General features: G+C 60.8%; 14 protein-coding genes. 13 read left to right on the top strand and 1 reads right to left on the bottom strand.

Annotated elements, in window-relative coordinates; all coding sequences use genetic code 11:
* Window positions 1–356: 356 nt before the first annotated feature.
* Window positions 357–1184 (bottom strand): class I SAM-dependent methyltransferase, encoded by an 828-nt coding sequence (locus J3U87_RS23430; RefSeq protein ID WP_237378207.1) that lies wholly within the window; start codon window positions 1182–1184, stop codon window positions 357–359.
* A gap of 291 nt (window positions 1185–1475) precedes the next feature.
* Here J3U87_RS23430 and J3U87_RS23425 point away from each other — a divergent pair, with 291 nt between their 5' ends.
* From J3U87_RS23425 to J3U87_RS23365, 13 genes are all read left to right on the top strand, one after another.
* Window positions 1476–3041: a response regulator gene (locus J3U87_RS23425; RefSeq protein WP_237378206.1), complete on the top strand. Its 1566-nt coding sequence runs from the start codon at window positions 1476–1478 to the stop codon at window positions 3039–3041.
* A 797-nt stretch (window positions 3042–3838) separates the two neighbouring features.
* Window positions 3839–5257 carry an IS1182 family transposase gene (locus J3U87_RS23420; RefSeq protein ID WP_237377403.1) on the top strand — a complete coding sequence of 473 codons (1419 nt, stop codon included), beginning with the start codon at window positions 3839–3841 and terminating at the stop codon, window positions 5255–5257.
* A 1006-nt stretch (window positions 5258–6263) separates the two neighbouring features.
* On the top strand, window positions 6264–6932 hold the full coding sequence (locus J3U87_RS23415) for a class I SAM-dependent methyltransferase (RefSeq protein WP_237378205.1): 669 nt from the start codon (window positions 6264–6266) through the stop codon (window positions 6930–6932).
* A gap of 168 nt (window positions 6933–7100) precedes the next feature.
* Complete coding sequence (locus tag J3U87_RS23410; protein WP_237378204.1) at window positions 7101–8480, top strand: WecB/TagA/CpsF family glycosyltransferase; 1380 nt, start codon at window positions 7101–7103, stop codon at window positions 8478–8480.
* Between the two features lie 190 nt (window positions 8481–8670).
* Complete coding sequence (locus J3U87_RS23405; RefSeq protein WP_237378203.1) at window positions 8671–9408, top strand: sugar transferase; 738 nt, start codon at window positions 8671–8673, stop codon at window positions 9406–9408.
* Window positions 9409–10887: a sugar transferase gene (locus J3U87_RS23400; protein ID WP_237378202.1), complete on the top strand. Its 1479-nt coding sequence runs from the start codon at window positions 9409–9411 to the stop codon at window positions 10885–10887.
* Window positions 10888–11039: 152 nt separating this feature from the next.
* Complete coding sequence (locus J3U87_RS23395; protein WP_237378201.1) at window positions 11040–11348, top strand: STAS domain-containing protein; 309 nt, start codon at window positions 11040–11042, stop codon at window positions 11346–11348.
* Between the two features lie 51 nt (window positions 11349–11399).
* On the top strand, window positions 11400–12428 hold the full coding sequence (locus tag J3U87_RS23390; RefSeq protein WP_237378200.1) for an SLBB domain-containing protein: 1029 nt from the start codon (window positions 11400–11402) through the stop codon (window positions 12426–12428).
* A gap of 15 nt (window positions 12429–12443) precedes the next feature.
* Window positions 12444–14702, top strand: a complete 2259-nt coding sequence (locus J3U87_RS23385; protein ID WP_237378199.1) for a hypothetical protein — start codon at window positions 12444–12446, stop codon at window positions 14700–14702.
* Window positions 14703–14883: 181 nt separating this feature from the next.
* On the top strand, window positions 14884–15855 hold the full coding sequence (locus J3U87_RS23380; RefSeq protein ID WP_237378198.1) for a glycosyltransferase family 2 protein: 972 nt from the start codon (window positions 14884–14886) through the stop codon (window positions 15853–15855).
* A 9-nt stretch (window positions 15856–15864) separates the two neighbouring features.
* The gene (locus J3U87_RS23375; RefSeq protein WP_237378197.1) at window positions 15865–17562 is read left to right on the top strand and encodes a hypothetical protein; all 1698 of its coding nucleotides are present in this window, start codon (window positions 15865–15867) and stop codon (window positions 17560–17562) included.
* A gap of 3 nt (window positions 17563–17565) precedes the next feature.
* Window positions 17566–19974: a hypothetical protein gene (locus tag J3U87_RS23370; protein WP_237378196.1), complete on the top strand. Its 2409-nt coding sequence runs from the start codon at window positions 17566–17568 to the stop codon at window positions 19972–19974.
* 640 nt (window positions 19975–20614) lie between these two features.
* Window positions 20615–24067, top strand: a complete 3453-nt coding sequence (locus tag J3U87_RS23365) for a PKD domain-containing protein (RefSeq protein WP_237378195.1) — start codon at window positions 20615–20617, stop codon at window positions 24065–24067.
* Window positions 24068–24606 lie beyond the last annotated feature (539 nt).

Raw genomic sequence — 24606 nt, 5'->3', positions numbered from 1 at the left:
GCTTCCGTTGCTTCGAAGGGTTCATCAAGCTGATGAACCTACAGGCTTGGGCGCTCTCTCGTTTCGCGGGCTCTTCGAGGTTGCTCGCTTCGGGGAGGGTCTGCGGGGCATGCTTGGAAGCTTCGCCCTGTCGCATTTCGCGCATGTCGAGGTCAAGCGCCTTCGACGTGTCGGCCCAGCGGGCCAACCTACCTGGCACGGTGCCCCTTTTGCAAATACGGGCACTCCGGGCGACCTCGGCTTTTGGCCGTTTTGTTTTTTCTCCGGGCCCTCCGTGACCTTTGTGGTGAAAAAAACCTCAGACCCTCCAAGACGATCGGCCGAACAGGCGACCGATCGCCTCCGACAACACCCGGTCAGGGCTTGACGAACTTGAGCGTCATGCGGTCGCTCTCGCCGATCGCCTCGTACTTGGCCTTGTCGCCCTCGCCCGCCAACACCGGCGGAAGCTGCCAGACACCGTTCTCGTAGTCCTTGGTGTCCTTGGGATTGGCGTTGACCTCGGACTTGCCGACCAGGATGAAACCGGCGTGCTCGGCCAACTTGATGACGTAGTCCTCTTTCACGTAACCCTTGGGCGCCTTGGGATGCGCCTCGGAACCGGCATCGGCGCGGTGCTGCACCACACCCAAAACGCCGCCTGGCTTGAGGGCGTCGTAAAAGGCCGCGAACGCCTTGGAAGCCGCACCGCGGCGCATCCAGCCGTGGGTGTTGCGGAAGGTGAGCACCATGTCGGCGGTGCCGGAAGGGGCCAGGCCGTATTTGGCCGGCGGCGCGAACTCGGTCAGGATCACCTTGCCATAGTGGTCGGGATGGGCGGCCAACTTGTCGTCGAGTCGCTTGCGGGCCTTCACCAGGCGCTCGTTGTCGTCGTCCTGGTTGTAGGAGGCCGCGTAGTAGGCGCCCTCTTCCTTGAGGAACGGGGCCAGAATTTCCAGGTACCAGCCGCCCGCGCCCGGTGACACTTCGACCACGGTCATGTCGGGTCGCACGCCGAAGAAGGAAAGGGTCTCGACGGGATGGCGATGGGCGTTGCGCGCCTTGTTGTCTTCGGAACGGTGGTCGCCCTTGGCCAGGGCCTCGAGCTTGGCGGCGACGTCCTCGTCACCGGCGATGGCCGCGCCACCGTCGAACAGGCTCAGGGACATCAGCGCCACGCCGAGAAGAACGGGTAGACGAAACATAAAATCACTCCAATGGTTAGGGGAATGGAAACAGGCTCGCAATCGGCCGCGACAGGCGTCGGCTCGAACCGGTCGATGCACGAAACACAAAGCGGGACCTCGGCCGAGGCGACGCCGAACCGTGCGGTGGATCGCGGTGCATGAACGATACAGAAACTCGCCCCAACGCTAAAACAGGGGCGACAGGGAATCAAGTGATTCATCGGAGCAACGACGAACCGGCGATGGGCATTCCAACCATCGTTCGGATCATGGTAACGTGGGCCGGCACCCCACTCGAAGAGGACCTGCATGACGGAACAGAGGATTCTCATCATCGAAGACGACCCCACCATGCTCCGCGGACTCAAGGACAACTTCCGTTTCAAGCGCTACCGCGTGGAAACGGCCTCGGACGGGCAGAGCGGGCTGGAAACCGCCCTCCGCGAACGACCCGACCTGATCGTCCTGGATATCATGCTGCCCATCCTCAACGGATACGAGGTCTGCAAGCGCATTCGCGAGGCCGGCCTGGACATGCCGATCATCATCCTGACCGCCAAGGGCACGGAAAACGACATCGTGCGCGGCCTGAACCTGGGCGCCAACGACTACCTGACCAAGCCGTTCAGCATCCGCGAATTGCTGGCCCGCGCCGAGGGCATCCTGAAACGGCGGCGCGAAAAGATCCCGGAGATCGTGCGCTTCGGCGACAACGAATTGAACCTCTCGAGCCATAAACTGTATCGCGGCGGCACGGAAACACCGCTGACCCCCAAGGAATTCAACCTGCTGAAGTTTTTCGCAGGCAACATCGGCCGCGCCCTGACCCGCGACACGATCATGGACCACGTCTGGGGTACCGACCTGGTGGTGACCTCGCGCAGCGTCGACCGCTGTATCAACACCCTGCGCCAGAAGGTGGAACCCGATCCACCCCACCCGACCTTCATCCAAACGATTCGCGACATCGGGTACCGCTTCGAGATTCCGGACGAACCGACCGAACCCGATGCGCCATCCGATCGCGGCCGGCCCCGCGCCGCGGTGGGCCACCAGTGGGGTCCCTTCCGATTGGAACGACGCATCGACGACGGCGGCGAACCGTCCACCTTCCTGGCGCACGACGCGGATGGCCAGGAGGTGCTGCTTTCGCCCCTGCCCAACCTGGAGGAGACGATCCGGGAGCGCCTGATCCAGGATCTACAGAAATGTACCGCCCTGAGTCCGGACGGCCTGGTGCTGCCCCATCTGGAACACAACGCCCACGACGACCACTACCTGGTCGCGCGCAAACCCGACGGCCACCCGCTGGACCGCCGGCTCGCCCAGGGCCCGCTGGACATGAAGCAGGCGATCACCATGGGACTGGCCCTGGTGGAGATCCTCGGCAATTTGGCCGAGATCGATCTCTACCATCTCGACTTACGCCCGCGCTGGATTCTGCTGACCGGCGAGGGCCTGCGGTTGACGGGTTTCGGACCCGGCCTGTTGCGGCGCCAATGGGTCGCTCGCGAAGAGGAACCCTGGCGGCGCGGGCTGACCGCCCTGCGTCTCAGCTCCCTGGCCGGGGGTTACCGCGCCCCGGAAGTGCTCGACGGCGAGGACGGCGACGCCCGCGCCGACCTGTTCTCGTTCGGCTGCGTGTTCGCCCAGATGCTGACCGGTCGCGCGCCCTTCGCCCGCACGACGCCGGCCGAAACGCTGGTTGCCCTGCTGCGCGACGATCCGCCGGACTTCGAGACGAGCGGGAAAGATACGCCCGAGTTACCGCGCCCGCTCGCCCGCATTCTGACCCGCTGCCTGGCCCGTTCGCCGGGGAAACGGTTCCAGTCGGCAGCCGACCTGGCCTTCGCGTTGGAAGGGTTGCTGGAATAGGAAAGACGATGCCACCTGCCGGAATCCGAGCCGAAAACCGGAGCCAGGAGCATCGGCATGGAATCGGTGGTGATGCATGACGTCCATTCCCTGCACGAGTGAATGTCGCTTCCAACCCGAAGGCGCGTCGCACGCCAACGATAAAATCCGGAAGCCAGGCCGGAAGCCAGGAACGAAGGAAACCAGGAAGGTACCCCGGAGTTCCCGCATTCTTTGAGAGTCGGCGGGGTACCTTGGCCGGCCCGGCCGACACTTCGTAGCAGCCCAGGCTTCCCGAGATAGAGTGCGAAAAGAGCGAAGCGGGCAAGTGGGGCCCCTGGATCTGCCGATGATTGATTTCGATTTGGGTTTGGTCGGTTCGACTGGTGGAGCAGGGCCGGTGAGGCAAGCTGCTCCACCTGCAGGCACGACGTCTCTGTCCGTATGCGGGGACTCCGCTAGCAGGTCACTCCGCTTTGGTACGATCGGGGAAAGAGTGCGCTTCGCTTTTTGGCGTAACCTGCTACTGCTGAAGATGTTACTTCGATGTGTCGGCCCAGCGGGCCAATCTACAGGCCTTTCGCCCCTCTCGTGATGCGGGCTTCTCGCGGGTTCGGGCTTTGATGAACGCGTGACTGTTGGCTCGAAGCGCTTCGCTCTTAAAGAGTTTGAAAATATGGAGTTACTTTGCTTCGATTGGTGGAGCAAGCTGAGGCTGTGTGAAAACTCATAACATGTATATTTATCAGTATTTTACGTTTATTTTTGCGCAATTTTGTGCTATAAGTCTTTTAAAACAAGTGAGGTATCCGTGTTTTATGAGATACATTTCAGGCACTCCTCGTGATCAAACCCAGATGTTTCCTCCCCTCATGGACGACTTTGTTGCTGAGGAGAATCCGGTTCGGTTTATTGATGCTTTTGTCGACTCGCTCGACATGGAAGAACTTAAATTCGTACGTTCCGAACCTAAAAAAACCGGGCGCCCTGGCTACGATCCCAAGGACCTGATCAAGCTCTATATCTACGGATATCTCAACAAGATACGTTCCAGTCGAGGCCTCGAAAAGGAAACCCATCGGAACGTAGAGCTGATGTGGCTGATGCGTGGTCTGAAACCCGACTTCAAAACGATTGCCGATTTTCGCAAGAACAACAAAAAGGGGATCGCTGGGGTATTTCGCCAGTTCACCCTACTCTGCAAAAAGAACCAATTGTTCGGCTGTGAATTGCTCGGTATTGACGGCAGCAAGTTCAAAGCAGTCAACAGCCAGGCACGGAACTTCAATGCCTCGCGTTTGGCGAAGGTGATAAGCCAGATCGAAGAACGCATCGAAGACTACCTGGAAAAGCTGACCAAGCAGGACGAGAAAGAGGCAAAGGTTCAAAAGGCGACCAAGAAAGAGCTGAGAGAAAAAATCCGCAAGTTGACGGAGCAAAAGGAGGAATTGAAGGAGGCCGAAACTCGGTTGAAGGAGAGCCAAGATAGTCAGGTATCTCTTACAGATGAGGACGCCCGTGCAATGAGGGGAAGGCATGGGAAGACAGTGGGTTACAACGTGCAAATCGGAGTGGATCACAAGCACAAGCTGGTGGCGGCGGTGGATGTCAACCAAGCGCGAAACGATAAAGACCAGTTGAGTGGGATCAGCCTAAAATCAAAGGAAAATCTGGGGATCGAAAAGTGCGAGGTTGTAGCGGACAAAGGATATTACAGCCATCAGGAAATGGCGAAGTGTTTGGATGAAGGGATTACACCGAGGGTGCCTCCCTGTAGAACCCGGCAGCAGACATCGGGTCGATTCACGAAAGAGGCATTCGTTTACGACAGGGACGCGAACACCTACACGTGCCCGAACGGAGAGGTGTTGGAGCCCTTGAAAAAGAAGAGCTCAGAACAAGCGAAAACCATCTATAAAACGAAGGCTTGCAAAGGATGCCCGCTCAGAGATCAATGCACCACCGCAAAAAGCGGTCGACAGATCGAGAGAAGCGCATATGAAGATCAAATCGAGGAGTTAGAGCGGGAGAGCAAGAAAAAGGGCTTCCTGCAAAAGGCCCGAAAAGGGCTGGTGGAACATCCGTTTGGGGTGCTAAAGGCGAGCTTCCAGTATGGGAGTTTCTTAACGAAAGGAATGGAGAACGTGAGGACAGAAATGAACTTGGCGGCCCTGGCCTACAACATGAAGAGGTTCTTCAACATCATGGGACAAGAAAGACTGATGGAAGCTCTGTAAGAATAATACCGCGACTGAGTTGTAAGTTGTTTTAACCAAGCTAATTAAAAGATCAGGTGCTACCTCACCAGAAAAAGGAGACAGAAACCATCACCCCAAAGCCAACAAGATAAGGATTAAGTTGCGGAACGGCCGGAACGGCCGGTGAAGAAAAAGAACCGGTGCAGGCCGAAACGAGGGAATTCAGGGTTTTCACACAGCCTCAAGCTGCTCCACCTACAGGCCTTTCGCCCCTCTCGTGATGCGGGCTTCTCGCGGGTTCGGGCTTTGATGAACGCGTGACTGTTAGCTCGAAGCGCTTCGCTCTTAAAGAGTTTGAAAATATGGAGTTACTTTGCTTCGATTGGTGGAGCAAGCTGCTCCACCTACAGGCCTTGCACCCCTCTCGTGATGCGGGCTTCTCGCGGGTTCGGGCTTCGATGAACGCGTGACTGCAAACACGAAACGCTTCGCTCTTTGGCGTAACCTACTACCGTTGAATACGTTACTTCGATGTGTCGGCCCAGCGGGCCAACCTACAGGCCTTTCGCCCCCTCTCGTGATGCGGGGACTTTGGAGATTGGTTACTTCGAAGAGTCGGCGCAGCGCCCTGGGCGGGCCCGGCATCTACCGTGATGGCGCCGCCCTCTCAAATGCGGGAACGCCCTAGCTTTTTGCTTCGGTTGGTTACCCCCTTGGCGCCCAATCGCCAAAAACCAGGAGGAGCCGCCACTGCGTACTCCGGACCGATTCGTCGGATACCGCAGGCGATCGGCCCGCATCCGAACCCCATGGCCTCCGGGTCCTCCGCGCCCTCCGTGGTGGAAATTTATCCCTCCGCCACCCCCAATTCGAGCGCTCGGGATAATCGTGTAGAGACGGTTCATGGCCCCTGCTATAATCTTGGCCATCCGGAAAAACATCCGCTTCGATTCGGCTCGATGCGACCGCCACGTCGCCATCCGGTCGAGGCGTGCGCCGTCGCCAGGACGACGCATCTGACCGGAACCCAACGGAGGCTTCACCCATGAGCCAAGAGGCAATCCCTCAACAAATTTCCGACAAACCGGAAATGTACTTCGAACATCCGCGCACCGAAATGCTCGACTTCCTGCCCGCCAAAGCCAAGACCTTCCTCGATGTGGGCTGCGGCGCGGGAACCTTCGGCAAACAGGTCAAGGACAAATACGATTGTGAATACTGGGGCATCGAGCTGGACCCCGAGGCCGCCGAAATCGCCCGCACCCGACTGGACAACGTCAAGGTGGGCGGCGCCCCCGACTCGCTGTACGACCTGCCTGACGGCCACTTCGACTGCATCATTTTCAACGATGTCCTGGAACACCTCGTCGACCCCTACGAAGTCCTTCGCTTCATCAAATCGAAGCTCTCCCCGGTAGGCGTGATCACCGCCTCCATTCCCAACGTGCGCCATTTCGAAACCATGTGGAAACTGGTCGTCAAGAAACAATGGCGCTACGAGGATGCCGGCATTTTGGACCGCACCCACCTGCGCTTCTTCACCCACAGCAGCATTCTCGAAATGTTCGACGAACAGGACTACGACATCGAAGTCATCGAAGGCATCAACAAGTCCACCAGCCGTTTCGAACGCCTGTGTAACCTCATGACCCTGGGCTGGTTAAGCGATACCCTCTACCTTCAGTACGCGGTGCGCGCCCGGCCGCGTCGCTGACGGGACACCCTCCCGACGGCCTCGCGCGGGACGGGTGCAAAACCGGTGAGGCGACGGCTTGACGCCATGGAAAGAAACGTGGTTTATTCAGGTTGTCGCGATTCCAAATGTTCGTCCTTTTCCAGAGTTCCCACACCCCCTCTTTTTTTCCCTGAAAAAGAGTTCCACATGGTTCAGTTCGCCTCCCAAAGTGAGATCATGGGCGCATCTTTCAATAAATTCAGAGTCGTTGTTTCCCGCTTGCGTTTTCGAACGGTCGGCCTGCTGTCCCGCGTGGTGGATTGGGTCGTGAGCCTGCTGCTGCTGCTGTTGTTGTGGCCGCTCTGGCTGGCCCACTACCTGCTCGCCAAGCTGAAGGGGCACGACTGGCTGGTATGGCGCGAGGTCATGGGTCGCGGCGCCCGGACCTTCAAACTGGCCGAGGCCACCCAACTTCCCGGGGGGTTGCTGGTCCGATTGTTCAACAGCCCGATCGTCGCCAAATCGCCCCATCTGTGGGCCGTCTGGCGCGGCGACATGAGCCTGGTGGGGCCCGCGCCGCTGGAACCCGGTCAGGCGCGCCAACTGCCGACGCGCTTCCTGCGCCGGCTCGACGCCAGGCCGGGCCTGGTCCATTCCTATTTCATCAAGTCCCGGACCAACATCGCCTTCGCCAGCGAGGCCGAGCTGGCCGTCGAGGATACCGAACGGGCGGATCTCAAGACCCAGATGGGCAAGGCCGCCCGCGCCGTGCCCGCGGCCCTGTTGGGCACCGCGCCGGAAGACAAGGTCGAGGCGCCGGATACCCTGGACATGTTCGGCCTGCAGATGACCAACAAAACCCTGCCGGAAGCCCTGGACCAGATCATCGATCACTGCCGCGTCGGGAAGCACGAGCGCATCGCCTTCGTCAATCCCGACTGCATCAACATCTCCATCCGCGAGGCCGATTACCGCGAAATCCTCGAACGCAGCGACTACATCTTCCCGGACGGCATCGGGCTGCAGGTCGCCTGCAAGCTGCTGCGCACCCAGATGAAGGACAACCTCAATGGTACCGACCTCTTCCCCGCCCTGTGCGAACGGATCCAGGGCACGGAAATCGGGATCTACCTGTTCGGCGCGCAGCCGGGCGTGGTGGACGCCATGGTGGAAAACCTGAACGCCGCCTATACCGACCTGCGCATCTGCGGCTACCGCCACGGCTTCGTGGAACCGGAGAACATGCCCGCCGTGGTGGAGGAAATCAACGCCTCCGGTGCACACATCCTGCTGGTGGCCATGGGCGTTCCCCGTCAGGAGCGGTGGATCGACACCCACTGGCCCAACTTGACCGTCAATTTGGCCATGGGCGTGGGTGGGCTTTTCGATTTTGTTTCGGGTAGAATACCCAGAGCGCCGATATGGATGCGCGAGCTTGGCCTGGAGTGGTTATTCCGTCTAATTCAAGAGCCCGGCCGACTGTGGAAAAGATACGTCATCGGAAATTTCGTCTTCTTATGGCACGTCATGCGTTTTGGCAAGCACCCGGAAAAGCTGCCGCATGCGAAAGCCAAAATCGATCAGTGAGTGATCCCGTGAAACCCAGGTCCAGCCTTCGGCTCCATGATTCGTCCCCATCGCCATCGGCCCACTCCGGTACATCGCACCGTACCGCCGCGGCCGGGCCGAAACGGGACCGCGCCCCGCGTTTCACCGGCAACCACCGTACCCCCACCCGCCTAGCGGGTGCAAGCGCCGACGATCTGAGGTTGACACCATGAAAGACGCGCGACCAGAACCCGAAGAACACGATCGCCTGTTGCGGACCCTGACCAAAACCTACGGCAATCGAACCTCGGCCCTGATGGTCCTGAAGGTGATGTGGCGCAAGTATATATTGAAGATGCGAACCGGGTCCTTCTACTGGCTCAAACGGATCTTCGACATCTTCGCCTCCTCCTTCCTGCTGCTGTGCCTCTCGCCCCTGTTCATCTTCCTGATCCTGATCATCAAACGCGACGGCGGCCCGGCCTTCTACAGCCAGATCCGCATCGGCCGCCACGGACGCGAATTCAAGTTCTGGAAATTCCGCTCGATGGTCGTCAACGCCGACAAGATGAAAGATCAACTGATGCAGCAAAACGAAAGCACCGGCGGCGTGATCTTCAAGATGAAAAACGACCCCCGCATCACGTCGGTGGGCCGCATCATTCGCAAACTGAGCATCGACGAGCTGCCGCAATTGTGGAACGTCCTGCGCGGGGACATGAGCCTGGTCGGCCCGCGTCCGCCCCTGCCCCGCGAGGTCGCCCTCTACACCTCCGAAGAGCGACGCCGACTGGAAGCCGAGCAGGGCATCACCTGCATCTGGCAGGTCAGCGGCCGCAGCGACATCCCCTTCGACGACCAGGTCAAACTGGACGTGGAGTACATTCAAAACGAGTCTCTGTGGAACGACATCAAGCTGTTGCTCAAGACGATTCCCGCGGTAATTCTCGGAAAAGGAGCCTCTTAAATGCCCCTGGAAATCACGGATCGCGGGGTTTCGAGCTTACTCATCCACGACCGTGCCGAACGCACGGCCCAAAGCCTGACCAAAATGCTGCCGCTGCCGCTGCTGTGCGTCGGCAACCGCTACCTGGTGGAACACCAGTTGGAGTGGCTGAGCGACAGCGGCTTCAAGTCGATTCGCCTGAGCCTGGGCGACCGCCCCCGCGAAACCGAGCAACTGGTGGGCAGCGGCGCGCGCTGGGGCACGGACGTCTCCGTCTCGCTGGATCCCGACTTCCTGGATCTGCCGTCGCTGATCCGCAAGAACCTGGCGGGCATGGGCGATCGCATCCTGCTCGTGGACGGTGCCACGGTCATGCGATTCGACTTCCCGGCCGAGATCGACACCTCCACCGCCTTTTTCCGCAAGCGGGAGGACGGCCAAGAGGCGCGGCAGTTGCCGGTCATCCTGTTGACGCTCGAGGACTTGGACAGGCTGCTGGAAAAAACCGAGGCGGCCTTCATGGAAGACCTGTGTGAAGCCGCGTTGGCACACCTGCCGCACATCGAGCGCGTCACGGTCGAGGCGTTCAACCAACGCATTTCGTCGGTGGAAGACTATAAAGAAATGAACCGCGTCCTGCAGGAACACCCGGATTACCTCCAAATCAAGGGCGCCGAGCTGCACGAGGGCGTGCGCGTCGGCCGGCGTTGCCACATTTCGTCCCGGGCGATCCTGGAAGCTCCGGCCCTGGTGGGCGACGGTGCCTTCATCAAGGGCTCGGCCCACATCGGCCCGGGCGCCTTCATCGGCGACGCCTCGTTCATCGAGAGCGGTGCCCACATCGCCAATTCGGTGGTGGCGCCAGGCACCTACATCGGCGAGAACACCAGCTTCGAAGGCAAGTACGTGTGCCGCAACTTCGTGCTGGACCTGGAGAACAAGTCTTCGTTGATCATGGACGATCCCTCGATCCTCGGCGACCTGACCCGACCGACCCCCTGGGGCATGGGCCTGGAACGCACGCTCGCCATTCTGCTGGCCATCCTGATGTTCGTGCCGATCCTGCTGCTGTCGGTGCTGCATCGCCTGGTCCGGGGAAGCTGGACGGTGACCGAAACGATCCTGCGCCACCCGGTCAAACAGAACCTGCGCGGCGAATACGACTTCCAGTGGCGCCGCTGGCACCGCTTCAACTTCGGCCTGTTCGCCTTGGACGTGCTGCCGTCGCTGCTGGACATCGCCAGGGGCCATTTGGGTTTCGTGGGCAATCCGCCGCTTCGCAGGGAAGACCTGGAAGGGCTCGAAGAAGAATGGCGCGAGGACCTGCTCAAGGGCAAGGTCGGTTGCACCGGCATGGTGCAACAGCTCGGCAAGGAAAACAACGGCCGCGACGAAATTCTCGCCACCGCCATTTTTTACAATGCGACACGATCCTTCAAGGAAGATCTGCGGCTGCTTTTCAAGGCCCTGATCCCCGGAGCACACCGCTTTCGCCCCTAAATCCGGGCGCCGACAGAAAGGTCGAATCCCGGCTTTCCCTTGGTTGATTCCCATCCCGTTTTCGATCTAGTATTAGGCATTCTCAATCATGCAACCCGAGAACTCAGAATTTAGGGCATGCACATGCCCCGGGTGAAAGGACGATCCCAATTATGGCCAATGAACCAGTGATTATCGAAATGCCCAAGCGAATGGATGGTGCCGCCCTGTCCGGAATGCGCAAGAAAGTCAACGAAGCGTTCGATTCCGGTACGGACCTGATCATTCTGGACTTCCAGGCATGCGACTTCATGGACTCTCTAGGTCTTTCCGTGATCGTGTCCGCCTTGAAGATGAGCAGCAAGGCCAACAAGAAACTGCGTCTCGTGCACGTGGGCCAGGAAGTCCGGCTGCTGCTGCAAATCACGCGTTTCGACCGGATCTGCGACATTCACGATTCCATGGAAAGCGCGAAGGCCTAGGTCTTTGTCGACCTTCCTGCCCGCGCCCCCGGTATGATTATGCAACCCACCATGTCATCACGCCTCATTCGTATGTTGGCGGTCATCACGGTCCTGTGTGCCGCGATCCCCTGTTTTGGATTCGGGGACGAAAACGACGACGGTTCGTTCAAAAAGGCGGTGCGCCCGGCCTTCACCAAATTCGCCGACCAAATGACCATCGAGAGCCTGAACGCCTCGGTTTCCGAAGCCTACCGCATGGGCCCGGGCGACCTGGTGGAAGTGCGGATGTGGAGCGACGAACGGGTCTCGGGAGAACACCTGATCGATCCCACCGGTCACATCGCGATTCCGATCCTGGGCGAGCTCGAGCTGGCCGGAAAAACCCGCAGGGAAGCGCAACTCATCCTGGAAGAGGCCTTCGCGGAACGGTACGTGAACCCGCTGGTCCATTTCGGCATTCGCGAATACCACAACAACCGGGTGTTCGTGCTCGGCCGGGTGGGCAACCCCGGCATGATCAACTTTCGCGGACGCCCCAACCTGCTGGAGGCCCTGTCCCTGGCCGGAGCCATTCCCGCCGGCGATCGCGAAAACCATTTGCAACGCTGCGCCGTGATTCGCGGCAGCGACCAGATCATCTGGGTCGACCTCAACGAGTTGTTGGTCGGCGGCAACATGTCGCTCAACCTGGCGCTCACCAACAGCGACGTGGTGTACATCCCCGACGTACGCGACCCGCTGGTCTACGTCATGGGCGAGGTTCGCGATCCCGGGGTCTACCGAATCACGGCCGACATGTCGTTCCTCGACGCGCTGATGCAGGCCGGTGGCCTGACCGAGGACGGCAAGAAGCGCAACGTGGCCCTGATCCGTCAGGTGGATGGTCAGGCCCAGGTCACCAAAATCAACATGGGCGCCTTCTACCGCGGCGACTACAGCAAGAATTTCCTCCTCCGGGATGGCGACATCCTCTACGTGCGGCGCAAGAACCTGGCCCGGCTCGAGTACCTGTTGAGCGCCATCAGCCCCTTCACCAGCCTGCTGGTCATCCGCGAGGCGATTGCCGACGACGGTGGCGGCACCTCCGGGAAACGTTAAGGATACGGCGACGCTATGGCGGACGAACAAGGATTCCAACTCAAACCGATCCACCCGATCGCCACGGTCCTGGGCCACCTGCGGCTGATCGTGCTGTGCGGCATCGCCGGCACCTTCCTGTTGGGCATGGCCGTGATGTTGAAGGTCAAACCCAGTTTCCAGGCCGAGGCGGTGATCGAAATCGGCGAAACCCAATCGCGGATCCTGGTGTTCCAGGAAGAACAGCGGTTCGCATCGCGGGTGGCCTACACGGATTACGTGAACACCCAGCTCAGTTACATCGTCAACGACGAAACCCTGACCTACGCCATCGAGAAGATGGATCTGCCCAACGCCCAGTTGACGCCCGGTGAAAAGGAAGGCGACACCCTGCGCCTGCTGCGCGGCATGCTCAACGTCGCCCCGGTTCGCGATTCCCACCTGGTGACGATTCGGGCCGAGAGTACGGTCCAGCGCGACCTGGACGTGGTGGTCAACGCGGTCACCGACGCCTACCTGGAACGCCACAAGGCCCGCGAGCGGGGCCAGAACCTGAACCGGATCGAGTTCCTGAAAAAAGAATTGGACCTGCGCCAACGGGAACTGCAGCAGACCTACGAGCGCCTGGCCCAGTACACCCGCAACCTGGGGACCTACAATTTCGCGGAAGAGGCCAACCCCCACGACCTGAACATCGCCTTCCTGCGCGACGCCCTCAACGGAGCCTACATCAACCGCCTCGAAGCCGAGAACCAGTACGAGGCTCTGGCCTTTTCCGGCGCCAAGGAACGGGAACTCGGCATCGATCCGATGATCCGCCAGTACGTGCAGGAAGACGGCAGCATCAGCAGCATTCGCGAATCGTTGCGGGAGCTGGAGACCGCGGTTCGCGAGGGACAGACGGTCTACAAGCCGGATCACCCGGAATACGTGCGCATGGTGGAACGCCTGGAATTGGCCCGCATACGCCTGGAAAACGCCGAGCAAACCTCGCGTGAAGAGGCACAGAACATCTACGGCGGCCGGATGGATATCGAGCAGCAGGTCGAACTGGCCGAGGCCGAAGCCTCGTTGATCACCCGCCGCAACACCGAACGCGAACTCGAGACCCGCATGGAATCGGAAAAACAGTTGCTGATCGGTACGACCACCGACTTCCTGCGTGCCGCCAAGACCAAGGTCGAGCTGGCCAACCTGGAGGAACGGATCCAGGTCATCCAGTCTCGCATCGACGATCTCTCGCTGGAATCCAACGCACCCAGCCGCATTCGCCAGAATTCGCGGGCGACCTCGCCGCTCGGCCCCCAGAAGGACAAGCGCAAGCTGCTGCTGATCGCGGTCTGCGGCTTGAGTTTCGCGGCCGGCCTGTTCCTGGCCTTCGCCCTGGATTTCCTCAAACCGAACATCGTGGATCCGCGCCACATCGCCCAGATCGTGGGCTCGCCGGTTACCGGGGTCCTGCCCCACGTCGAGCACCTCGACGACACGGGCCAACTGCTGCGCGACGCGCCGGAACGCTACCACGCCGACCAGTTCCGCCGCTTCTTCCCCAAGATCTTCACCCCCAAGAGTTCCGATGACCGGCGCGACATCCTGACGGTCGTGTCGCTCTCACACGGGTGCGGCGTCACTTCGATCGCCCTGAACTGCATGACCCACCTCGAGCGGATGAGCCGGCCCGGTTCGTTGATCGAGATCTCGGGCAGCGGCGAGGAACTCCAGGACCGCACCGAGGGATGGGGACTCAAGGCCAAGGAACTGGATCTGGATCCCGAACTGGAACAACTCTTCGGACTCAAACTCCGGGTTTCGCCCCAGGGCAACGAGTTCCTGCATTTCGCCAAGCACCACCTCAAGGATTCGGTCTCCAACGAGCAGCTACTGCGGCGCCTGCTGGTCGAGTTACGCGAGCGAACCGGCCTGCTGGTCGTCGACGCCCCGCCGTTGCTGAAGGACTCGGAAGCGGAACTGCTGTGCAAACTTTCGGACGTGGTGATCCTGGTCGTCTCCCCCAACAACAACCCGGGCGAATTGAAGAAGGGCATGACCATTCTGCGCGGCTTGGGCGTCAAGAAGTGCGCCATCATCGCCAACGACCTGCCGCTGTTCGCGGGCGGCTACATTTCCAAGGCGATCGTGGAGTACGAGGGCGGCAACCCCCGCTTCCACCTGGCCCGTCAAGTCGTCAACGCCCTGCGCGATGCGCTCGACCTGCGCGCCGACCTGAAACGCCTTCTGGGGAAGAGCGAGACCGCCGGCGCCAAGACCGCGGTCAGCGGGAACGTCGCAAAGTGAACGGCACGCCCACCCCGACCGCGGTGCCCGGCCCGCACGGATCGCACCGCGCACGACGATGCCGTCAAGGCGCCGGTACGCGCCGGACCCCGGCGGTAGCGTGTGGCACCCCACCGTGGGGTATCTTCGATCCTCGATATCATGGGAGCCGCGTTTGCGGCCAAGCCAAAGGTGGTGAATTGTGCAGGTTTCGGTGATTATCATCGGCCGCAATGAAGGCGAACGCCTCATTCGCTGTATCACGTCCGTCAAGGACATGGACTTCGATCCCGAGCAATACGAAATCATCTACGTGGACAGCGGCTCGACCGACGCCAGCGTGGACCAGGCGCAAAAACTGGGCGCCCGCGTGATCGAGCTGGACACGGACAAGCCCACCGCGGCCAAGGGGCGCAACGCCGGCTGTGGTGCGGCCCAGGCGCCACTGCTCTTTTTCCTCGATGGCGACACCATCGTCGAGCCCTCGTTTTTGAGCCAGGCGGCCGCGTTCCTCGAAGAACACGACGACGTGGCGGCGGTCTCCGGGTTCCGCAAGGAGATTCACCCGGAAGCCTCGATCTACAACCGCATTCTGGACCTGGAGTGGCTCCACCATCCGGGTTACAGCCAGTACTGCGGCGGGGACACGGTGATGCGCAAGGAAGCCCTGGAACAGGCCGGCGGGTACAAGGAAGATCTGATCGCCGGCGAGGAACCCGAACTGTGCCATCGCATCCGCAGCAACGGTTGGAAGATCTACACCATCGAAGCCATGATGACCGGGCACGACCTGAACATCTCCAAGTTCGCCGGCTACTGGAAGCGGTGTTACCGCGCCGGCCACGCCTACGCCGAGGTCGCCAAGCTCACCGCCGGCGAGACCTTCGGCCGCGAGAGCAAGCACAACTGGGTCCAGTCACTGGTCTATATGGGTGCCGCCATCGCCCTGCTGGCCCTGCTGAAGCTCTGGGCCCTGATCCCCATCGCCCTGGGCTACGCGGTGCTGGTGGCGCGCAACATCACCAAGAACCGCTGGCGCAAATTGCCCTTCGGCACCCTCCTGCTCTACGGCATGCACGCCCACCTGGTGTGGATGCCCGTGATGTGCGGCCAGATCCAGTACCACCTAAACCGCATGCGCAATCGCGGCGGCAAGATTATCGAGTATAAATGAGAGGGCTTTATGGCCGGCGATCCTCGTGATTTGAATGCCGACGAGAGCAGCGCCTCTCACCCCGAATTCCAGGAACAGGTCCTCGCATCCGACGACATTCCCCACCCCGAACCACCCGAACCGGAAGACGCACCGCCCGCCGCCGATGCGGCACCGTCCGGCGATTCGCTCTCCAAGAACGTGATGATCTCGATGGTCGCCAACGCGCTGTACCTGGTGACGCGAATTTTCATCCCCCCGATTTCGTTGGTGTTCATCTCTTTGGAAACCCTGGGGATCTGGGGCATGTGCTTCATGCTGATCGGTTACTTCGGCATGGGCGCCTTCGGCATTTCCAACGCCTACATCCGCTTTGTCGGCGTGTTTTTCAAACGAGACGACATCACGAGCATCAACCGCCTGATCTCCACCGGCCTGGCGATCACCTGCACCGGCGCCGCGGTGTCCCTGGTCGGCCTCTGGTTCGGCATGCCCTACCTGATTCGGGAACTGGAAGTGGCGCCCGAGCTCCACGAGACGGCCTTCATCCTGTTTTTCGGAACCATGGCCGTCTTCATGCTCGATCTGACCTTCGGCGCCTTTCAGTACGTGCTCACCGGGCTCAATCGACTGGTGGCGGAACGCAGCGTCTACATCGCCTCCTTCATGCTGGAATGGGTCCTGGTGATCGCGCTGTTCCTGCTCGATTTCGGTGTCTACGCCCTGCTCTACGCCTTCGCCGCGCGCTACATCTTCACGACCGTCACCTACGCCTGGCTGACCTATCGCGCCCTGCCCGGGTTCCGTATCGGCTTCGGCTACATCGACCGCTCGTTCGTGAACTATTTCGTGCGGTTCGGCGGCATCGTCCAGCTCACCGGCCTGCTCTCGATGTTCCTGGGTTCCGTTCAGCGCCTGATCGCCGGACTCCAACTCCACGTGGAAACCGTGGCGCTGTTCGACCTGGGCGAGAAATTTCCGCGCATGGCCACCGCGATTCCCGCCGCCATCAACCACGCGCTGTTCCCGGCCGCCACCCATTTGGAACAGGGCGGCGATCCGAGCGACCTGAGTCGGCTCTACCTCGACGGATCGCGCTACACCAGCCTGATCACCGGCATCATCATGGGTTTCATGGTGTGGTTTTCGTTCGCGGTGATGGCCGCCTGGGTCGGCAACGATCCTAAATTCGAACTGGCCGTGTTGCTGATGAGTCTCTTCCCGCTGCCGGTCCACCTCCACACGCTGACGGGCCCCGCCGGCTCGATGTTCAAGGGCATCGGCCAGCCCCAGCGCGAATTGCTGTTCCCGCTGATTCACGCAGTGGTCCTGGCGGTCATGTTGCCGGCCGCCTTCTACCTGGAGTCGGGCTGGTCGGCGGTGACCCTCGCCATCGTCGTCAGCGGCTCGCAACTGCTGGCCTCGATCATCTACCTCGTCTACGCCAACCTGCGCTTCCACATCTCCCAATGGCAGCATTTCAAGGAGGCCATGATTCCGGGCCTGGTGCCCTACCTGATCGGCGGCCTGGTCTTTCTGCCGTTCCGACCGCTGATGGCACCCTACCTGGACAACCGCTGGATCACGCTCGGCCTGCTGATCCCGGCGGGTATCTCCTACTGCCTGCTGAGCGGTTTCGCTTCCTGGTTCTTTTTCAACGAGGAAGAACGTGGCCGCATTCGCTCGATGTCCGCCAAGCTGACCGGCAGGTTCTCGCGCCGGAGTTGAATCATGTTTCTGGTCTCCTTCCCTTTCCAACGCAAAGCACGCCGGCGTCGCCAATCGCGCGGCTCCGGCCTTCGCCGTTGCCCGATGCCGATCTTGGCGCTGGTGCTCTGCGCGAGCTGCCAATTCGGCAGCGAACCGACCACCGCGCATCTCGAACCCGAACAGGACGCCATCGACATCCACATCACGGACGAGGTGCGGGTCGCGAAGGTCAAGCGCTTCGGCATCAACATGACCGGCCAACCCTATTGGGGACCCGAACAGGTGCTGCGGAACCTGGTCTCCCTGAATCCAGGCTTCGAGGGGTGGCAATTTCGATCCGTGGTGGATGTGGCGGCGAGCGGGGCCGGCTGGTTCTCGACCAGTCCGCCGGCTTCCGGTTGGCCGGAGAACTTTTGGGACGGCGCCTCCTTCGAAGTCATTCACGGGGCGGCCCTCGGCAAAACCGGGACCATCGCCCATTTCAAAGCGGGCAAGGACCGACGTCCCGGCCGTTTCACCTTGTCCACCAGAGACTTGATCCTCGCGCCAGGCGATCACCTGATCTTGGGCATGAGTCGCGACGGCGACGGTCATCGCGGTTGGTGGGCGGAAGCGGAGAACGGCGGCCGCATCACCACGGAAACCGGTGAGGCCCGGCCGGACTCACCCGGTCGCCAGTCGCTGCGCCTGCGATCGCCGGGACCACCGGGCAAAGCGGTGGTGCGCGCCATGGCCGATACCCTGAAAGCGGGCGATCGACCCTTCCTGGGCCTGCGCGGCAACTACCGGCTCTCGTTTTCGGCGCGATCGCATTCCGGTCCGGCCGAACTGGGCGTCACCTTTCAGCGGTTGGTCGAACCGCTGCGACCCTGGCTGGAACGAAAAACCGAGGTCGGCGAAACCTGGCAGCGGTTTCACCTGCCGTTCACCATCGCACGCGACAGTCGATCCGGCAGTCTCGAATTGAGTTTCGAAGTCGAGACCGGCGACGTGCTGCTCGACGACGTGTCGCTCGTCCGCCTGCCGCGCGCCGAAGACCCGCCCAACCCGACCGCGTTCCGGAAAGAAGTGGTCGCGGCCCTGCACGACCTGAGACCGGGCATCCTTCGCTACCACATCGGCCATATGGGCGACACCCTGGACAACCTCCTGGCCGAACCCTTCGGCCGCCGCATGCACGGTTACAGCTATTGGTCGCCGGAGCCCGATCCGATCAGCTACCCGCTCCACCATTTTCTGGCGCTTTGCGGCGAGATCGAAGCCGAGCCCTGGATCATCCTGCCGATCACCTTCTCCGAGGACGAGATCACCCGCTTGTTGGCCTATCTCGGCGGTGCCGACGACACCGCGATGGGTTCCCTGCGCCGCCGCCAAGGCTTCAGGCAACCCTGGATCGAGACATTCCCGAAGATTCACCTCGAACTGGGCAACGAGGCCTGGAACCCCACCTTCCGGGGCGGAACCTTCGAAGATCCGGCAGCCTACGGGCAACGGGGCCTGCGGCTGTTCACCCGGGCCCGGCAGTCACCCCACTACCGGGCCGATCGCTATCAGGTGATTCTCGGCGGCCAGCCCATCACGGGCGAAAGAAACCGTACCATCCAGGCGCAGAGCGCGGCGCACGACGCCTTCACCCTCGCGCCCTACCTCGCTTTCGACGAGGACGAGCCGGACAGCGCGCGCGAATTTTTCGCGGAGCTGTTCGAGGAGGTACGCACCCAAACCCGCGACGGCATGATGCGCGCCAATCACGACATGCTGCACGGCTCGGGGCACCCCGTTCCGCTTTGCGTCTACGAGACCAACCTGCACACCACCGAGGGCGAGATCACCCAGGCGTGGCTGGACCGCCTGACCCCCTCGGCCGGGGCCGGCATCGGTATGGCGTTCCACATGCTCAACCTGTTGGCGGAATTGGACATCCGCGATCAATGCTTCTACAACCTGGGCCAATACAGCTTCCGTCGCGCCGACCAAAAATCCGTGTTGCTGTGGGGCGCCGTGCGCAATTTCAGCGAACCACGGCTGGATCGCCCGACCTTCCTGGCGCTACAGCTCTGTAACATGGCCTTGCAGGGCGACATGTTGGTGACCCGCCACCGCGGCCGCCTGCCGGAGTGGCCCGGGGTGGTTTGGGAGAATGGTGCCTTCGAGAACGGTCGGGATCTCGCCTCCTACGCCTTTCGCGGCGAAAGCGGCGGCGCCCTGGTGATGTTCAACCTCAACCTGGACGAGCCGATCCCGATCCGTTTGAACTTTCCGGAGGGCGCGGCCTTTCCGGCCACATACTACCAGCTCAGCTACCTCGACCTGACGGACAACAACGAGACCGACGAAAAGGTGCGCATCGCCGATTTCGAGGTCCCGGAATTCGGGCACGGGTACCAAACGCCGCTGGGCCCGGCCAGCATCAACGTCTGGGTGTGGTGAGCGACCAGGACACGAATCGGGTACCGTGACGCGAAATCTCCTGCCCGACGCGTTCGGTCGTGACAACTTCGCGATGCCGCGTGTGCCGCGCCACGTGGGTGAGGACGTCCTTCCCTTGGCCGAAGATGGCGAACCTCCATAGCTTCGTGACGACCACCTACGATGGAGGAACAGCCGGCCTCGGCGTAACCCGAGTTACGTTTCGAACAATCGATTTCGGGCCACACTCGGGAGGTTGTGCCCATGGCGCGCGTTTTCACGGGATTTCCCCGCATGCAAGCTTGAAAAAATCCCCACCCGGGGTCATGAAAGACAAGCCGGAATTTGGCCAAAAGGGAAAAGCTGACAAGCGAGAATCATAGCGCTAACACAAAACCGGCGAAAACGATTGACAAAATGTGATCTGCATGTTTGACTTTCCGTTAGCGCTAACATTTACAATATTTTTACACCCGATTTACACTCCTTGTTTTTGGGTTCCGATCTCTGTGGCCTGACTTATGTCTCGATCGTTCCCGATCGCCTAAAAATCGTCTTTTTACCTGCTTTCGTTCTCGTTTCAGACAAGTCTTCGTTTTTTTGTTTCGTTTTGGCGAGTATTCGCCTTCTTTCATTTCAGAAAATTACTGAGGAGAACCAGATGAAAAATGCTTCGATTTTTTGGTGTCTGCTGGTGGCCTATGTCGCCGGCTACGCCGCCCAATTCGACCCGGGTCCCGGAAAGACCCGGGTCCTCGTCGGACAGACCTTTCAAAGCGAGTACTCCGGCTACCTCAATGGGACTGGCCTCACCCCCCAGGGCTCATCCCATTACGCGACCTTTTACCTCGGGGTCATCGAGCAGGGCGACGACAACCCGAATGCCGCCTTCCTTGACTGGGTGATTCAGAACGGACACGGCGACCACGCCCTCGTCGCCTTGAGCTTCAAGGACAATACCGCGGCCGGCGGTTACGGACAGATGGTGGACGACAATGGCGCCGGATTCAACCCCGACGCCATTTGGGAAGCCATGAGCGACATCAATTCGGGCCAGTGGGATGCACAGATCGACGACTTCGCCGACCTGATGAAAGCCCGCCCCAACACCAAGTTCTTCCTGCGCATCGGTTACGAGGTCAGCCTGATGTTGTTCGCCTATCGCGGCCAGCAGTTCGTCGTCGACTGGGTCAACCAGATGGCGAACAGCGGGATCAACGTGTTCGAGAACCCCGATGCCATCGCGGAGCTGGATCGCCAGGCCTACATCGACGCCTACAACTACGTGGCCAATCGCCTCCGCAACGTCAATGGTGTCGGCAATGTGGATTTCGTGTATCACCCCGTTCGGGGATTCAACGACACGCGCTGGCTGTATCCGGGCGATTCCTTCGTGGACTGGGTCGCGTTCTCGGTGTTCAACAACGATATCTGTCTCGAGGTCAACGGCACCTTCAATTGCCAGGGTCAGGACGTGGATCCCAACCTCGCACAAGCCATTCAATTCGCCCAAGGTCGCGGCAAACCCCTGATGGTTGCCGAGGCGGCGGTACAAGCCCCTTTCAGCGACACCGAATCCGGCTTTATCGAATATCTCGACAAGCTCGACAACTTCATCGACACCTACGATGTCCGCGTGCTCGCCTACATCAATTCCAACTGGCCGGCCCACGGGTGGGGCCCGGAATGGGGCGACTCTCGCGTGGAAGTGCGCGGCGGCGTGTTGAACCATTGGCTGAACAACTATGGGGAGAACAGCCGCTATCTCCACGGTGGAAGCGGACCACCGGTGACCGACACCGAATTGCACAATGGCGTGACGGTCGAGAACCTATCCGCCAATCAGGGCGAGACCCTGGATTTCTACATCGACATCCCGGCGGGCGCCACGAATTTCGTGGTGGCCATGAGCGGTGGCAGTGGTGACGCCGATCTCTACACGCGTTTCGACCAGAAACCGACCACCGATACCTACGCCTGTCGGCCCTACGCCAGCGGCAACCAGGAAACCTGCACGGAACCCAACCCCAGTGCGGGCCGCTGGTACGTGAGCCTGCGGGCCTACCGCAGCTTTTCGGGCGTGCGGCTGGTCGCGTCCTTCGACGGCGGGTCGTCCAACACGCCGCCCGTTGCCGAAGCGAACGGTCCCTACGGTGGGCAGGTCGGCAACGCGATTGCCTTCAGCAGCGCCGGCTCCAACGACCCCGACGGCAACATCACTTCGTATCAGTGGAACTTCGGCGACGGCAATACGGGGAGCGGCGCCAATCCCTCCCACGTCTATTCGGCGGAAGGAACCTATACGGTAACCCTCACCGTGACCGACAACCAAAACGCATCGGCCAGCGATACCGCCACGGTCACCGTCACGGGCACCGGCGGTCCGCTCGCCCTCCAAAACGGGGTGCCCGTCAGCGGCCTGGCCGCGGGTCAGGGAGATTGGCTACAGTACTACATCGACCTTCCCGGCGACGCCAGCGACTTCCAGGTTTCCATCTCCGGCGGTAGCGGCGATGCCGATCTCTATACCCGCTTCCAGCAGGAACCCACGACCGGCTCGTACGATTGCCGGCCGTACCTCAACGGCAACAACGAGACCTGTTCCGTCTCCAGCCCCAACAGCGGTCGGTGGTACGTGTTCATCAGAGCCTACCGGAGTTTTTCGGGAGTCTCCCTGGTGGCGAGTTTCACCACGTCGGGAGGTAACCAGCCCCCCGTCGCCCAGGCGAACGGCCCCTACCAAGGCCAGCCGGGTCAGGGTATCTCCTTCTCGAGCAACGGTTCCAACGACCCCGACGGAACCATCGCGTCCTACCAATGGAACTTCGGCGACGGCCAGGGCAGTTCTTCGGCCAACCCCAGCCATGCCTACGCTTCGGCGGGAACCTATACCGTGACCCTGAAGGTCACCGACAATCAGGGCGCGACCTCCAGCGACCAGACCACCGCCACCGTATCGACTTCTCCGGGAACCGGAACCTACCTGGCCCCGGTCGACGGACGAACCCTGATGATCCTGGGCCAGGACCTGCTGAGCGTGTCGCAATACGCCAACGCGTCGGGCACGCCCACGCCTGGCGGCATCACGACCTACGTGGCCTTTTATGAGATTCTCAACGATTCCGGCGCCAACGGCGTGGTCAACGGCGCGCTTGGCTTCAACACGCAAGATCAACCCAACAACGTGGACGTCGATTGGGGTGGCGGCCCCTTGAATGCCTACAACGCCGCCGTAGGCTGGCCGCAATCCACCCTCCAGATCGGATTGAACATCGCCGAGGGCAACAACGGCAACATTTGGTGTGGCGGCTGCCTGAACCAATTGGCGAACGGCCAACGTCAGGCCGAAATCGACCAACTGGCGGACTTCTTCCAGGCGATTCCCAACGTCGCCGTGTATTTGCGCATCGGTTACGAGTTCGACGGCTTGTGGAACAACGGCTACGAAAACAGGTCCGTCTACATCGCGGCCTACCGCCGCATCGTCGACGGGTTGCGCGCGCGCGGCGTGAACAACGTGGCCTATGTCTGGCAGTCCTCCGCATCGCCGATCGACGACGTCATCGAGGGCACCTTCGAGAACATCGGAGACTGGTATCCCGGTGACGACTACGTGGACTGGGTGGGCATGTCGTGGTTCCTGCTTCCCGAGGAACTGCCGCCGGTGGGTGGCAGTCCGGCCACCCAGCGCCAACTGGCCGACGATGTGCTCGATTTCGCACGCAGCCACCAGAAAGCGGTGATGATCGCCGAATCGACGGCCCAGGGTTACGACATCAATGTCCTGACCAATCGCAACATCAGCCCGGTCTGGGACGGGCAAGCGGGTGGCAATCAACAGAACCTGAGCGCCGGCGGGCTCTGGAACGCCTGGTTCGTTCCCCTCTTCGACTACATCCACGACAACCGCGATGTGATCAAGGCCGTGAGTTACATCAATGCCGATTGGGATTCGCAGGGGTCCTGGGGTCCGCCCTATCCGGAAGGCTATTGGGGCGACACGCGGGTCGAAGCCAATTCGGTCATTCTCAACAACTGGATCGACGAACTGAGCGACAGCTCGGTGTGGCTGAACGGTAGTCCGACGATCAACCAGGACGTCGGCCTGCAATAATTCGGCAACGGATGGGATTGGGGAACCATCCCGCGATACGACACACCACGAAGGGGGGTCGGTTCACGACGAGCCGGCCCTTTTTTTCGAGGCGGTGAGTTTCTGGAGTGATGCGCTCGAGAACGCATTTTTTACCACGGAGTCGCCGCCCAGGCCGGGGGCCCGGGTTTCAGGTGGGTAACTAATCGAAGCGAATCGTTTGGGAGTTCCCGCATTTGTGAGAGGGGCGTCGTTGCAGTAAGTTGGCCCGCCGGGCCGACGTTTTTCGACGAACTCCCTGCACATCCGCCTTTTTAGGTTTTTATCTTTATCTTCGAGCTTTACAGAGTTTGTTACATAAGAGCCACGCACCAGCGGGCTAACCCGCTCGATTTCGAGAATGAAACAAGGCGAAGTGAGCTAGAATGGTGGTCCCGGCTGCCTGAGAGGGTTGTCATGCCAGGTAGGTGCGACCGCTGGTCGCACATTCCAAAGCTCCTGCTTCTATTGGTGCTTCGCTCTTTGGCGTCTCGCATCTGCGGAGTGTGGATCGCTTCGAA

Origin of the sequence: Sulfidibacter corallicola, assembly GCF_017498545.1 — a bacterium.
Classification (GTDB): domain Bacteria; phylum Acidobacteriota; class Holophagae; order Acanthopleuribacterales; family Acanthopleuribacteraceae; genus Sulfidibacter; species Sulfidibacter corallicola.
This window is presented reverse-complemented; position numbering and strand designations above follow the sequence as displayed.

Coding starts and splice junctions, on each gene's coding strand:
- J3U87_RS23405 (WP_237378203.1), top strand. CDS start 8,671: ATGAAAGACGCGCGACCAGAACCCGAAGAACACGATCGCCTGTTGCGG.
- J3U87_RS23365 (WP_237378195.1), top strand. CDS start 20,615: ATGAAAAATGCTTCGATTTTTTGGTGTCTGCTGGTGGCCTATGTCGCC.
- J3U87_RS23390 (WP_237378200.1), top strand. CDS start 11,400: ATGTCATCACGCCTCATTCGTATGTTGGCGGTCATCACGGTCCTGTGT.
- J3U87_RS23410 (WP_237378204.1), top strand. CDS start 7,101: ATGGTTCAGTTCGCCTCCCAAAGTGAGATCATGGGCGCATCTTTCAAT.
- J3U87_RS23385 (WP_237378199.1), top strand. CDS start 12,444: ATGGCGGACGAACAAGGATTCCAACTCAAACCGATCCACCCGATCGCC.
- J3U87_RS23430 (WP_237378207.1), bottom strand. CDS start 1,184: ATGTTTCGTCTACCCGTTCTTCTCGGCGTGGCGCTGATGTCCCTGAGC.
- J3U87_RS23420 (WP_237377403.1), top strand. CDS start 3,839: ATGAGATACATTTCAGGCACTCCTCGTGATCAAACCCAGATGTTTCCT.
- J3U87_RS23375 (WP_237378197.1), top strand. CDS start 15,865: ATGGCCGGCGATCCTCGTGATTTGAATGCCGACGAGAGCAGCGCCTCT.
- J3U87_RS23395 (WP_237378201.1), top strand. CDS start 11,040: ATGGCCAATGAACCAGTGATTATCGAAATGCCCAAGCGAATGGATGGT.
- J3U87_RS23425 (WP_237378206.1), top strand. CDS start 1,476: ATGACGGAACAGAGGATTCTCATCATCGAAGACGACCCCACCATGCTC.
- J3U87_RS23370 (WP_237378196.1), top strand. CDS start 17,566: ATGTTTCTGGTCTCCTTCCCTTTCCAACGCAAAGCACGCCGGCGTCGC.
- J3U87_RS23415 (WP_237378205.1), top strand. CDS start 6,264: ATGAGCCAAGAGGCAATCCCTCAACAAATTTCCGACAAACCGGAAATG.
- J3U87_RS23400 (WP_237378202.1), top strand. CDS start 9,409: ATGCCCCTGGAAATCACGGATCGCGGGGTTTCGAGCTTACTCATCCAC.